Below are 15,032 nucleotides of genomic sequence, written 5' to 3'. Positions count from 1 at the left end.
GCCGTACCTGATGAGCTCCACCGGTCCCGACCGCGCCCGGCTGCGTGCCCTGGAGGCCCGGCTGCTGCTGCGTCCCGAGGTCGCCGACTGCGCGCTGCTGCCGGTCGAGCGCGCCGACGGCCGCCGCGGGCTGCTGGCCTACCTGGTGCCCGCCGCCGACACCGACACCGCCGCGCTGCGCCGCCGGGCCGCCGCTGCCCTGCTGGACGCCGACCCGAGCGCCGAGGTGCACCTCCTGGACGGCATCGTCCGCACCCCGCAGGGCGAGCCCGACCGCGCCGCACTGGCGGCCGCCGCCGCCCGGCCACCCGCCGAGCCCGGACCCGCCCTGCGCCACCTGCGCGAACTCACCGCGCACTGGCGGCCGTTCGGCGACACCGGGACGACGACGGGCCCCGCCCCGGACGGCCCGACGGCCGCCCCCGAGGGCGCCGGGACCGAGGCGGTCGGCGCCCCGCTGCCCGACCCGGCGCCGGCCGCGCCCCGGACGCTGCCCGAGGCGCTGCTGCGCGCCGCCGAGCGGCACCCCGGGCGCGGCCTGCACCTGGTCCGGGCCGACGGCGGGGCGACCCGGCTGACCTATCGCCGACTGCTGGAGCAGGCCCGGGAGACCCTCGCCCTGCTGACCTCCGCCGGGCTGCGGGCGGGCGACCGGGTGATCCTCCAAGTCCCCGACCCGGAACGCTACTTCCCCACCCTGTGGGCCTGCCTGCTGGGCGGGGTGCAGCCGGTCACGGTGGCCCGCCCGCCGGCCTACGACGAGCGCAATCCCGTGCTGGAGAAGCTCTGGCACGCCTGGCAGACCCTGGAGGAGCCGCCGGTACTCGCCTGCGGCCCGGCCGTGGCGGGCCTGGCGCGGCTCGGGGAGCTCTACCCGGCGCCCGGGCTGCGGGTCATCGCGGTCGACCACCGGCCCGCCGATACCGGTGCCGCCACCGTCACCGGCGCCGCGCTCGACACCATCGGCGTGCCAGGCGCCGAGCACGCCCCGGACCCCGGCGACGTCGCGATCCTCCAGCTGTCCTCCGGCAGCACCGGCCGGTCCAAGGCGGTGCAGATCACCCACCGCGGCATCCTGGAGTACGTGGCCGGAGCCACCTCCCAGGGCAGCTCGCCCGAGGACGTCACCGTCAACTGGCTACCGCTGGACCACGTCGCCGGGCTGCTGATGTTCCACCTGCGGGACGTGGCGCTGGCCGCCGACCAGGTGCAGGTGCCCACCGAACTGGTGCTCGCCGACCCGCTGGTCTGGCTGGACACGCTGGAGCGCTACCGGGGCGCGCACTCCTGGTCGCCCAACTTCGGCTTCCGGCTGGTCGCCGAGGCGGTCCGGGCCGCCGACCCCGGCCGGCACTGGGACCTCTCCGCGCTCAAGTCGCTGATCAACGCCGGGGAGCAGTGCACCGAGGCGGTGCTGGACGAATTCCTCGCCGCCACCGGTCCGTTCGGCGTTCGCGCGGACCACGTCCTGCTCGGCTGGGGCATGGCCGAGACCTGCACCGTGATCACCTACAAGCGCTACCACGAGGACGGCGCCCGCCGCCTGGTGCGCACCGACTCGCTGACCGGACGGCTGGAGCCCACCGACCCCGCCTCGCGCGAGCGCGGCACCGGCTTCCTCAGCATGGGGCGTCCCGCGCCCGGCACCCGGATGCGGGTGGCGGGCGAGGACGGCCGGGCCCTGCCCGAGCACTGGGTCGGCCGGCTCCAGGTCAACTCCGGCCGGGTGACACCCGGTTACCTGAACAACCCGGCCGCCGACCGGGAGTCCTTCGTCGGCGACGGCTGGTTCGACACCGGAGACCTGGCCTTCCTGGCCGACGGGGAGGTGGTGCTCACCGGCCGTCGCAAGGAGATCATCATCGTCAACGGGGTGCACTACTTCTGCCACGAGCTGGAGGACGTGGTCGCCTCGGTGGCGGGGGTGCGCTCCGGGCACGTCGCCGCCTTCGGGGTCCCGGACGACCGCACCGGCACCGAGCAACTGGTGGTCGCCTACGTGCCGAACGACCAGGACGCCCCCGCACCGCCCGTGGCCGCCGAGGTCCGGCGGCTGCTGGCCGCCCGCCGACAGCCCGCCCCCGCCCTGGTGCTGCCGGTGCCGCCGTCGGAGTTCCCGCGCACCACCAGCGGCAAGATCCAGCGCACCGCGCTGCGCCGACGGCTGCTCGACGGCGAACTCGACGAGCACATCGTGGCCCTGGACCTGGCGGAGGCCAACTCCCGGACCCTGCCGGACTGCGTGCGCCGACTCGCCTGGGAACCCCGCCCGGTGCCGCAGGCCCCGGCGGCCGGAACGGTCCCGGGCGACGGGGCTCCGGCGGGGCCGACCCTGCTGCTCGGCCCCGCCGGCCCCGGCACCCTCGCCGAGGCGCTGCGCGCCGCCCTGCCACAGGCCGTGGTGGTGGACCGGCCGCCGACCACCGACCCGGGGGAGTGGCTGCGGGCGCTCGGCGAGGAGCGTCCCGCGCGGGTGGTGCACCTGTGGGGCGCGGGGCCCGAGGGTGCGCCGCGGCCCTCGGACGCCGCTGCGCGGGACGAAGCGCTGCTCGCCCTGCTGCGGGCCCTGGCCGGCCGGCCGCCGATCGGCGAGCTGGTCACCGTCAGCGCCGGGTTGCATGCCGTGCTCCCCGGTGAACTCCCGGACCCGAGTGCGGATTTGACGGCAGCGCTGATCGCCGGAGCCCGGGCCGAGCAACTGGTGCCGGCCGCCCGGCACATCGACCTGCCGGCGGGCGCACCGGCCGCCGAGCAGGCCGCCGCGCTGCTCGCCCTGCTGACCGAGGCCCGGCCGGAGCCGGAGTGCGCCTGGCGCGAGGGCCGCCCGTGGGTGCCCCGGCTGGGACCGGCCGGGACCGTGACCGGGACCGCCACCGCCACCGCCACCGCCACCGCCACCGACGCCGACGCCGACGCCGGGATCGTGAGCGGGCCCGGCGCCGGGACCGCAACCGAGGGCTGCTCACTGCTCACCCCCGGCGCCCGCTACCTGGTCACCGGCGGCCTCGGCGGGATCGCCGCCGAGCTGCTGCCCGGCCTGCTCCGCGACCACGGCTCCCGGCTGCTCGTGATCGGCCGCACCGACCTGGACGCGCCGACCGCCGAGGCGGCCGAGCGCCGCGCCGCGCTGCACCGGCTGTCCTCCTACGGCGGCCGGGTCGACTACCGCCGCGCCGACGTGACGGACCCCGAGCAGCTGGCAGCGGTGGTCGCCGAGGCCGAACGGGACTGGCAGGCGCCGCTGGACGGCGTTCTCCACCTCGCCGGCAGCTACCGGCTCGCGCTGCTCGCCGACACCGGCCCCGACGGCTGGCGCGAGGCGGTGCGCGCCAAGACGACCGGCACGGACCACCTCGTCGAGCTGGTCCGGAAGCGGCCCGGCGCCCAGTTCGTCGGCTTCTCCTCGATGGTCGGCTTCCAGGAGGCCGTCGGTTCCACGGCGTACGCCGCCGCCAACCGCTACCTGGAGAGCGCCGTGGAACGGCTGCACCGGGAGACCGGGGCCCCGGCCTGGACGATCTCCTGGGGCCTGTGGAGCGGGGTCGGCATGAACCGCGCCACCGACCACGAGCAGGCCGCCGCCGACCGGGGCATCGCCGTGCTGAGCGCCGCGCACGGCCGCCGACTGGCCTCGCTGCTGCTGGCCGCCGCCCCGGGCCGCTGGTACGCCGGGCCCGACCCGAGCGCTCCGGCCGCGCGCCGCCGCCTGCTGGCCACCGCACCGCGACCGGTCCGCGAAGCGCCCGACGAGCGGCCGACCGCCGCGCGGCCGACCGACGAGCGGGCCCCACAGCGGGCCACCGAGCCGCCCGCAGCCGTACCGTCCGCCGCCACCGGGCCCGCCGGCCCCGTCCACCCCGCCACCCCTGCCGCCGCCGAGTTGCGCCGGGCCGTCCTGGACGCCTTCGAGGCCGTCCTCGACACCCCGCTCGACCCGGGCCGCCCGCTCGCCGAACTCGGCATCGGATCACTCCAGTTGATGCGGGTGCACGGCGCGCTCGGCGCCGTCCTGCCGACGCCCCCGGCGCCCACCGAGCTGTTCCGGCACCCCACCGTGGACGCCCTGATCGCGCACCTGGCCGAAGCGCCCACCGCCGCCACGACCGCCGCCGCCACGACCGCCGCCGCCGCGCCCGGCGCCGCCCAGGACGGCGGCCCGGACGGCGGCGACCGCCGGGTGGCCATCGTCGGCCTGGCCCTGCGCTTCCCCGGCGCCGACACCCCCGAGCAGTACTGGCGCAACATCGTCGACGGCGTCCGCAGCACCACCCGCTTCACCGAGGACGAACTGGCGGCGGCCGGTCTGCGCCCGGCGGAGTACCGCCACCCCGACTTCGTCCCGGTGACCGGCGCGCTGCCCGACACCGACCGCTTCGACGCCGAGGCCTTCGGCATCAGCGGCACCGAGGCGGCGCTGATGGACCCCCAGCAGCGCCTGCTGCTGGAGATCTGCCGCCAGGCCCTGGAGGACGGCGGCTACGACGCCCCCGACCCGCGCCGCCCGGTCGGGGTCTTCGCTGGCACCGGGATGACCCTGTACGCGCTGCGCAACTACTACCAGCACACCCTGGCCGCCACCGCCGACCCGGCCGAGCCGGTGGCCGCGCTCCAGACCGCGATCGGCAACCAGGCCGACTTCGCCGCCACCAGGGTCGCCTACCGGCTGGGCCTGACCGGGCCGGCGATCGGCGTGCAGACGGCCTGCTCGACCTCGCTGGTCGCGGTGCACCTGGCGGTGCAGTCGCTGCTGGCGGGCGACTGCGACCTGGCGCTGGCCGGGGCCGCCGCCCTGCACATCCCGCAGGCCGCCGGATACCGCTACGAGGAGGGGTCGATCCTCTCCCCGGACGGCGCCTGCCGGGCCTTCGACGCGGCGGCCGGCGGCACGGTCGGCGGCAACGGCGTCGCGGCCGTCCTGCTCAAGCGCCTGGACCGGGCGCTGGCGGACGGCGACACCGTGCACGGCGTGATCCTCGGCTCGGCCGTCAACAACGACGGCGGGCTCAAGGTCGGCTACACCGCGCCCAGCGTGGACGGGCAGGCCGCCGTGGTCGGCCGGGCCCTGGACCTGGCCGGGGTGCCGGCCGAGAGCGTCGGCTACATCGAGGCGCACGGCACCGGCACCCCGCTCGGCGACCCGATCGAGTTCCGGGCGCTGTCCCAGGCGTTCCGCGCCCGCACCGAGGCCGCCGACTTCTGCTCGCTCGGCTCGGTGAAGCCCAACATCGGCCACCTGGACACCTGCGCGGGAATGGCGGGGCTGATCAAGGCCCTGCTGGTGCTGCGGCACGGCACGATCCCGCCGCTGGTCAACTTCAGCCGCCCCAACCCCGCGCTGGAGCTCGCGGGAAGCCCGTTCCGGCTCTCCGCCGAGCGCCGGGACTGGCCGGCCGGCCCCACCCCGCGCCGGGCCGGGGTCAGCGCGCTGGGCGTCGGCGGTACCAACGCCCACCTGGTGCTGGAGGAGGCGCCGGCCGCGCCCGGCATCGCCGACCCGCGCCCCGCCCCGACCGTGCTGCCGCTGTCCGCCCGCACCGAGCAGGGCCTGACCGCCCTGGCCGGCCTGCTCCGCGACCGGCTGGCCACCGGGCCTGCCCCCGCCCCCGGCGACCTGCCGCTCACCCTCGGCGGCGGCCGTCGCGCGCTGCGCCACCGCCTCGCCGTCACCGGCGCCGACCCCGACGAGCTGCGCCGGGGCCTGGAGGCCCACCTCGCGGGCCGCACCTCCGGCGCCGCACCCGCTGCGGGCCGTACCTCCGGCGCCGTACCTGTGACGGGCCGCACCTCCGGCGGCGTACCCGTCCACCGCGAGGCCCGGCGCGGCGACGTGCAGCCGGTGCTGCTCTTCACCGGCCAGGGCGCCCAGTACCGGGGCATGGCCGCCGAACTCCACCGCGCCTTCCCGGTCTTCCGGGCCGTGCTGGACGAGTGCGACCGGCTGCACCGCGACGCCTGGGGCGAGCCGCTGCTGCCGCTGCTGCTCGACGCCGTGCCCGAGGGCGCCGACGACGCCTGGACCACCGAGGCGGCGCAGCCCGCGCTGTTCGCCCTGCAAGCGGCCTACCTGCGGCTCTGGCAGGAGCTCGGGCTCCGTCCGGCCGCGGTCGCCGGGCACAGCGCCGGCGAGTACGCGGCCTTCCACGCGGCGGGTGCGCTCGACCTCGCCGACGGGATGTTCCTCACCGCGTTGCGCGGGCGGCTGATGCACCGGGCGACCGAGCCCGGCGCCATGACGGCGGTGATGGCCGGCCCGCAGCGGCTCGCCGCACTCGGTGACTGGCTGCCCGGGGTGGAGCTGGCCGTGGTCAACGGCGCCGGCCAGTGCGTGCTGGCCGGCGCGCCGCGCGAGATCGCGGCAGCCGAGGCCGTGCTGGCCGCCGACGGCGTGACCACCGAACGGCTCGCCACCGACCGGGCCTTCCACTCCCGCCTGCTCGACCCGGTGCTCGACCCGTTCCGCGAGCAGCTCGCCCGGCTGCGCCTGCGGCCGTTGACCGTACCGCTGGTGAGCAACCTGGGCGGCGAGGTGCTGGCTCCCGGCACCGTGCCCACGCCCGACTACTTCGTCCGGCAGACCCGGGAGACCGCGCGCTTCGACCTGGTCCTGGCCGCCCTGGACGGGCAGGGCCGCGAGCTCTTCCTTGAGCTCGGCCCGCACCCGACGCTCACCGGCATGGGCCGCCGGGAGCTGCCGCACCGCCACTTCGTGGCCGGCGCCCGGCGCGGCGCACCGCCGGAGCGGCAGTTCGGCGTCGCGGCCGCCGCGTTGTGGTCCCACGGCGTCCCGCTCGACTGGGCACGCTTCGCCGCCGCCCGTGACTGGCCGGACGGCCCGGCCCGCCGCGTTCCCCTGCCGACCACCGTCTTCCAGCGCCGCCGCCACTGGTTCACCGCCCCCGACCGGCCGACCACCGAGGACTCCGCCATGCACCAGGCACCGCCGCCCCGGCAGCCCGTTCCGCCGTCGTCCATACCCGAGGCCGTATCGACGCCCGGCCCGGTGCCCGTCGTATCGGCACCCGCCGCAGTGGCGCCCGCAGTGACGCCCGCAGCGAGCCCCGAGCAACTGGCCGAGGAGGCCGTGCTGCGCCAGGTGCTGGAGCAGACGGCCCGCCAGCTCGGCCACGACGAGGGGTCGGTCGGAGCCGACGAGCCCTTCTTCGACCTCGGCGCCGACTCGCTCTCGATGATCAACATGATCCGGGACCTGGAGCGGACCTTCCGGGTACGGGTCTCGATGCGCGAACTGTTCGAGGCGGCGGACACCCCGGCCCGGCTGGCCGGGCTGATCGCCGGCCGGCTGGAGCCCGCCGTCCGGGACGCGCTGCTACCGGCCGCCGCGCCCGAGCCGGCGGCGGCTCCGGCACCGGTCCCTGCCTCCGTCCCCGCCTCGGCCCCGGAAGCGGCACCGATACCGGCACCGATACCGGCTCCGGCACCCCCGCCCCAGGTGGTCGCGGCAGCCGCCGTCCCCGCTCCGCCCGTCCACCTCGCTCCGCCCGTCCCGTCCGTGCCCGCGTCACCGCCCGCGCTCGCCCCGGTGGCCGACGGCGCCGGCCTGATCGAGCGCCAGCTCGACCTGCTCGGCCAGTTCTCCGACCTGATGCGCGACCAGCTCGGCCTGCTGGCCGGGACCGGGGCGGCGCCGCCCGCGCTCCCCGGGGCTGCCGCCCCCGTCGCCCTGCCGCCGGCCGTCGCCCAGGTCGCTGCCGTCACCCCGGCCGCCGCTGCCCCCGCCGTCACCTCCGCCGCCGCCGCCGCACCCGCGTCGGCCACCCCGCCCGCCCCGCAGGTGCACGGCCCCCGGGTGACCGTCTCCCGGGAGTCCGGCATGGCCTCCGGCGGCCTGACCGACCAGCAGCGCGCCCACGTGGACGAGCTGGTCGCCCGCTTCACCGCCCGGACCGCCGCCTCCAAGGCGGTCACCCGCCGCCACCGGCGCACCCTCGCGGACAGCCGCGCCGTGGTCGGCTTCCGCTCCGCGACCAAGGAGATGCTCTACCCGCTCGCCGCCCGCCGGGCCCGGGGCTCCCGCCTGGAGGACCTCGACGGCAACACGTACGTCGACATCACCATGGGCTTCGGCGTCCTGCTGTTCGGCCACGACCCGGAGTTCGTCTCCGACGCCGTCCGCGAGCACCTGGCCGGCGGACTGCGGCTGGGCCCGCGCGGCCCGGAGACCGGCGAGGCCGCCGAACTGCTGGCAGAGCTGACCGGCACCGAGCGGGTCGCGTTCGCCAACTCCGGCACCGAGGCGAACGCCGGGGCGATCCGGCTGGCCCGCGCGTACACCGGCCGCGACAAGATCGTCATGTTCGAGGGCTCCTACCACGGCCACTTCGACCACACCCTGGGCCGGACCGTGGGCCGCGGCGCCGACCGGGAGACCGTCCCGGTGTCGATCGGCATCCCCGGCAGCGCGGTCGCCGACCTCGTGGTGCTGCGGTACGGCGATCCGGAGAGCCTCCAGGTGATCGAGGAGCTCGGCGACCGGATCGCCGCCGTGCTGGTCGAACCCGTCCAGAGCCGCCACCCGGGGCGCCAGCCGGTCGACTTCGTCCGCGCGCTGCGCGAACTGACCGCCCGCCGCGGCATCGTGCTGGTCTTCGACCAGATGCTCACCGGCTTCCGGCCGCACCTGCGCGGCGCCGAGGGCTTCTGGGGCGTGACCCCGGACGTCTCCACCTACGGCAAGGTGCTCGGCGGCGGCTACCCGATCGGCGCGATCGCCGGGCGCGCCGACATCCTGGACGGGATCGACGGCGGCCACTGGGACTACGGGGACGACAGCTACCCGCCCAGGGACACCACCTTCTTCGGCGGCACCTACATCCAGCACCCGCTGGCGATGACCGCGGCGGGCGCCGTGCTGCGCCACCTCAAGGCGTCCGGCCCCGGCTTGCAGGAGCGGCTGAACGCCCGCACCGACGAGCTGGCCGCGACCCTCAACGGGTTCTTCGAGGAGGAGGAGTTCCCGCTGCGGCTGGCCCACTTCGGCTCGCTGTTCCGGTTCGAGCCGCGGGCCGACATGGAACTGCTCTTCCCGCAGCTGCTGACCCGCGGGGTCTACGTGTGGGAGTGGCGCAACTTCTTCCTCTCCACCGCCCACACCGACGGCGACCTGGAGTTCGTGGTCGACGCGGTCCGCGACTCGCTGCGCGACCTGCGGCACGGCGGCTTCTTCCCGGCCTCGCCCGGGGTACGGCTCCCGGCCCCGCGCCCGGCGGCCGCACTCCCGAAGCCCGCGGCGGACGACCGTACGAGCACCGGCACCACCGGCACCACCGGCACCACCGGCACCACCGGCGCCGGCCACACCGAGCCCGCCGGGACGCCGTACCACCCGGTCAGCGACCCGCAGCGCCCGGTCGACTTCAGCCTCTACTTCTTCGGCGACTACCCCCTGGACTCCCCGGAGGACGAGAAGTACCGCATCGTCCTGGAGAGCGCCCGCTTCGCCGACCGGCACGACTTCCACGCCGTCTGGCTGCCGGAGCGCCACTTCCACTCCTTCGGCGGGATCTTCCCCAACCCCTCGGTCCTGGCCGCCGCACTGGCCCGGGAGACCACCCGGATCCGGCTCAACGCGGGCTGCGCGGTCCTGCCGCTGCACCACCCCGTCCGGGTGGCCGAGGAGTGGTCGGTGGTCGACAACCTGTCCGGCGGCCGGGTCGGCCTGGGCTGCGCCAGCGGCTGGCACCCCAACGACTTCCTGTTCTTCCCCGAGAACTACGGCGGCCACAAGGAGCTGATGCACCAGCAGATCGACACCGTCCGGGCGCTGTGGCGCGGCGAGCCCTACCGGGGCCGCAACGGCAAGGGGGAGCCGATCGAGGTGACCCTGCACCCGCGCCCGCTGCAGGAGCAGCCGCCCATGTTCACCGCGATCGTCGGCAACCCGGAGAGCTTCCGCGAGGCCGCCCGGCACGACCTGGGCATCATCACCAACCTGATGACCCAGGACGTCGCCCAGCTCGCCGAGAACGTCGCGCTCTACCGGCGCACCCGGGCCGAGCACGGCCTCGACCCGGAGGCAGGCCGGGTGGTCGTGCTCGTCCACACCTACCTGGGCGCCGACCTCGCCACCGCCCGCGAGCAGGCGTACCGCCCGTTCTGCCACTACCTGCGCTCCTCGCTCTCGCTGTTCGGGCAGATGGCCAACAGCCTCGGCCTGACCCTGGACTTCGAGAACACCCCGGAGGAGGACCTGGAGTTCGTGCTGGAGCGCGCCTACGAGCGGTACTGCGCCTCCCGCGCGCTGATCGGCACCCCGGAGAGCGTGCGGTCCGTCCTGGCCGAGCTACGGGCGGCCGGCGCGGACGAGATCGCCTGCTTCGTGGACTTCGGGCTCGCCCCCGACCTGGTGGCCTCCGGCCTGCCGCAGATCGACGCCCTGCGCCGCTCCGCCCAGCGCGGCGCCCCGCTGTCCTACGCGCAGCAGCGGATGTGGTTCCTGCACCGGATGCTGCCCGACACCGGGCAGTACAACGAGGTCAAGGCCATCGAGCTGGACGGCCCGCTCGACCCGGCCGCACTCGACACCGCGCTGCGCGCGCTGGTCGAACGGCACGTCGGGCTGCGCAGTGCCTTCCGCGAGCAGGACGGCGAACCGTTCCAGCAGGTGCTCCCGGTGCCCGAGGGCCCGCTGCTGGAGCGGGTCGCGGCCGACGGGCCCGAGCACGAGGCGGTGGCCGCGCTGGTCGCCGCCGAGGGTACCCACCGCTTCGACCTGACCGAGGGCTCGCTGTTCCGGGCCCGGCTGCTGGAGACGGGGCCCGACCGGCAGGTCCTGGTGCTGTCGATGCACCACATCGTGATCGACACCCTGTCCACCGTGGTGATCACCCGGGAACTGGGCGAGCTGTACCGGGCCGCCCGGGAGCAGCGCCCCGCCCGGCTGCCGGTGCTCACCACCACCCCGGCCGCCGAAGCCGCCCGGGAGCGGGCCGCGGTGGCCGCCGGGGCGTACGACGAGAGCCTCGCGTACTGGCGCAAGGTGCTCGGCGGCGACCTGCCGGTGCTGGCCCTGCCGACCGACCGGCCGCGCCCGGCGGTGCCGGACGGCCGGGGCCGCTCCCACGTCCGCCAACTTCCCGCCGAACTCTCCGACGGCCTGCGGGACTTGGCCCGCAGCCGCCGCTCGACCCTGTTCATGGTGCTGCTCACCGCCTTCGCCGGGGTGCTGCAGCGCTACGGCGGCCAGGACGAGGTGGTGCTGGGCACCCCGGTGGCCAACCGGACCGAGGGCACCGAGGACCTGGTCGGATTCTTCGTCAACTCGCTGGCGCTGCGGCTGGACCTGTCCGGGGAGCCGGACTTCGCCGAGGCGCTGGACCGGGTCCGCTCCAGCGCGCTGGACGCCTACGAGCACCAGCAACTGCCCTTCGAGGTCCTGGTCCAGGAGCTCAACCCGCAGCGGGACACCAGCCGCAACCCGCTCTTCCAGGTCCTCGTCGAGTTCGAGAACCACGCCGTCTTCGAACTCGACCTGCCCGGGGTGACGGCCCGCCCGCTGGACCACGTGGTGGACCGCTCCGCCTTCGACCTGTCGCTCTTCCTCACCAACCTGCCGGACGGCATCCGCTGCCACGTCGAGTACGCCGAGGCCCTGTTCGACCGGGCCACGGTGGACCGGCTGTTCGACGCCTTCCAGCGGCTGCTCACCGCCGCCGTCGCCGACCCGGCCCGCCCGCTCGCCGAACTGACGGCCACCCCGGCCGACCCCGCCCTGGAGTGCGGGCCCGAGGCGCAGCCGGCGCCCGCGCACCCGCTGGCGGCGGTGGCCGCCGTCGCGGCCGCCCGTCCGGACGCCCTCGCGGTGGTCGCCGCCGACGGCACCGGGACCGACTACCGGACGCTGCACGCCCGGGCCGGCGAGCTGGCCGGCCGGCTGCTGGGCGCCGGGGTGCGGGAGGGCAGCCGGGTGGGCGTGCTGCTGCCGCGCTCGGTGGACCAGGTGGCCGCGCTGCTGGCCGTGCTGCGCCTCGGCGCCGTCCACGTGCCGATCGACCCGCTGCAGGGCCCGGAGCGCTGCCGGCTGATCGCCGCGGACAGCGCACCGGCCGTGCTGCTCACCGCCTCGGACACGGACCTGATGGGCCTGTCCCTGCCGACGGTCCTGACGGACTCCGATGCCGAGGCCGATGCCGATGCCGAGGCCGTCGTCGCCGCCGAACTGCCGCCGCTGCCCGCCCCCTCCGCGCAGGCCCCCGCGTACCTGCTGTACACCTCCGGCTCCACCGGCCGCCCCAAGGGCGTGCTGATGCACACCCTCGGCCTGTCCGCGCTGCTGGCCTGGAACGTCGCCGAGCACCCGGCCGCCCGCACGCTGCAGTACGCCTCCTGCGGGTTCGACGTCAGCGTCCAGGAGGTGCTCACCACGCTGGCCGGCGGCGGCACCCTGCTGCTGATCGAGGAGGAGACCCGCTACGACGTGACGGCGCTGGCCGCCGTGGTCCGCGCGACCCGGGCCGAGCGGCTGCACCTGCCGTACACCCCGCTGGCCGCGCTGGTCGACGCCCTCGGCGGCGAACCGGTGCCCCACCTGCGCGAACTGATCACGGGCGGCGAGCAGTTGCTGCTCACCCCCGGGCTGCGGGCCTTCCTCGCCCGCAACCCCGGCTGCCGGCTGATCAACCACTACGGCCCCACCGAGACCCACGCCGTCACGGCCGGCGAGGTCGCCCCGGACGGACCGGACCACGCGGCGATCGGCCGCCCGGTGCCGGGCACCCGCATCCTGCTGCTGGACGCCGCCGGGCGCCCCGTCCCGCCCGGGGCGGTCGGCGAGATCCACGCGCTCGGCGTCCAGGTCGGGCTCGGCTACCCCGGCCGGGAGCAGGAGAGCGCCGCCGTCTTCACCGACACCCCGGACGGCCGCCGCTACCGCACCGGCGACCTCGGCCGCTGGCGGCCCGACGGCACCCTGGAGTACCTCGGCCGCGCCGACCGCCAGGTCAAGGTGCGCGGCTACCGGATCGAGCCGGGCGAGGTCGAGACCGTGCTGCGGTCCGTCCCGGGCGTGCGCGGCGCGGCCGTGACGGCCCGCCGCACCGAGACGGGCACCACGCTGGCCGGGTACGTGCAGTGCGCCGCCGCCGAACTGCCCCGGGTCCGCGACCACCTGGCCGACCTGCTGCCCGAGCACATGGTGCCGGGGCTCTGGGCCGCGGTGGCGGCGCTGCCCTTCACCGCGCACGGCAAGCTGGACGCCGCCGCCCTGCCGGAGCCGCTGCCGCTGGGCGCGGGCCGGGCCGCCGTCGCCCCGGCCACCGAACTGGAACGCACCGTGCAACGGCTGTGGGAGGAGGAGCTCGGCCGCCCCGCAGGCGTGGAGACCTCCTTCTTCGACCTCGGCGGGCACTCGCTGGCCGCCACCCGGCTGCTGAACCGGGTCCGCGAGGCCACCGGGATCCGGACCGGCGTCCTGGACTTCTTCCGCCGCCCGACCATCCGCGCCATGGCCGCCCAGCAGCCGCAGACCGAGGACCGCCAGGCCCCGGCCTACGAGGAGGGCACGCTGTGACGACCCCTATCGACGATGGCTGGCACCGGCTCGTCCGGCTGCTCGACGAGCGCGAGATCGTCCTGCGCACCACCGGCGACCGGCTCGGCTACCTCGCCCCACCCGGCGCGCTCGACGAGGAGGCCACCGGGCTCGTCCGGGCCCACCGGGAACGGCTGCTGACCACCCTGACCGGCGCCGGCACGGCCCTCGCCGCCGCGCCCGCCGGGGTGGCACAGCGCCGGATGCACCGGGCGCACGACCGGGCGGCGGACCCGGCGGTGTGGAACATCACCCAGCGGATCGCCCTGCGCGGGCCGCTGGAGCCCGAGCGGCTGGCCGCCGCGCTGACGGCGCTGACCGGGCGCCACGAGAGCCTGCGCACCAGCTACCGGGACACCGACCTGGGCCTGCTCCAACAGGTGCTGCCGAACGCCCCGGTGCGGCTCCCGGTCGCCGACCTGCGCACGCTCACGCCCGGTGCGCGGGACGCGGCGCTCGCCGAGGCCACCCGGGCCGAGAGCGACCGCCCCTTCGACCTGGCCACGGCCCCGCTGCTGCGCGCCCGGCTGCTGCGGCCCGCCGATGACGCGTGGGTGCTGCTGCTGACACTCCATCACATCGCGGTCGACGGCTGGTCGTTGGCCACTCTGCTGGCCGATCTGGGCACGTTGTACCGCCCGGACGGGCGGCTGCCGGAGGACCCGGGCCGGATGACCGACCACGCCTGCTGGGAGCGGACCGTGGTCACCCGCGCCGCTGTCGCCGAGGCCGCCGACCACTGGGCCAAGACCCTGGACGGCGTCGCGTCGGCGGTGGACCTGCCCACCGCCCGCCCCCGCCCCGCACAGCGCTCCGGGCGGGGCGCCACGGCCGCCTTCCGCCTCCCCGCGGCACTGGCCGAGGCGGTGGGCCGCTACGCCGCCGCCCGCTCCACCACCGCCTCGGCCGTCCTGCTCGCCGCCTACGCGCGGCTGCTGGGCGAGCTGAGCGGGGCGGCGGAGACCCTGGTGGTGCTCTCCCACGCCAACCGCACCCGGCCGGCCGACGAAGGGGTCGTCGGCCTGCTCACCTTCGGCCTCCCGATCCGGCTGCCCACCCGCTCCCCGGGCGGGTTCGGGGCGTCGGTCGACACGGCCGCGACGGCGATCGCCACCGCCCTCGACCACGCCACCGTCCCCTTCGGCCTGCTGGTCGAACCGCTGCGCGAACGCGGCGTCCGGCTGCCGGACGCCTACCCGCAGGTCCTGCTCACCGTGCAGAGCACCCCGCCCGCCGTCCTCGACCTCCCCGGCCTGACCGCCGAGGTCGAGGACGTGCCGGGCCCCTCGGCCCGCTCCGACCTCCTGCTGCTCCTCACCCCGGACGCGGACGGCTACGAGGGCCTGGCCGAGTACGACGCCGACCTGTTCGACCCGGACACCGTGCGCTCCTGGCTCGACACCCTGGTGAACGACCTGGCCCGGCACCTGACGGACCGGCCGGGCTGACCGGGCGGGCTGACCGATCGGCGGCTGACCCGGCCGAG

2 protein-coding genes are annotated in these 15,032 nt (G+C 76.6%); both read left to right on the top strand.

Features of this window, described 5'->3' with window-relative positions:
- Positions 1–10 precede the first annotated feature (10 nt).
- Positions 11–13,525, top strand: coding sequence for a MupA/Atu3671 family FMN-dependent luciferase-like monooxygenase (locus ACIP37_RS30965; RefSeq protein ID WP_400844846.1), 13,515 nt, complete (start codon positions 11–13; stop codon positions 13,523–13,525).
- The gene (locus tag ACIP37_RS30960; RefSeq protein ID WP_363632190.1) at positions 13,522–14,994 is read left to right on the top strand and encodes a condensation domain-containing protein; all 1,473 of its coding nucleotides are present in this window, start codon (positions 13,522–13,524) and stop codon (positions 14,992–14,994) included. Before ACIP37_RS30965 ends, ACIP37_RS30960 begins: the two co-directional genes overlap by 4 nt.
- Positions 14,995–15,032 lie beyond the last annotated feature (38 nt).

This window comes from Kitasatospora sp. NPDC088861, assembly GCF_044750105.1.
Classification (GTDB): domain Bacteria; phylum Actinomycetota; class Actinomycetes; order Streptomycetales; family Streptomycetaceae; genus Kitasatospora.
Note: the sequence above shows the minus strand (reverse complement) of the source record. Positions and strands in the feature narration are given on the sequence as shown.

Bases quoted from the DNA above. Each gene is read 5' to 3' on its own strand.
- ACIP37_RS30965 (WP_400844846.1), top strand. From the start codon at position 11: ATGAGCTCCACCGGTCCCGACCGCGCCCGGCTGCGTGCCCTGGAGGCC.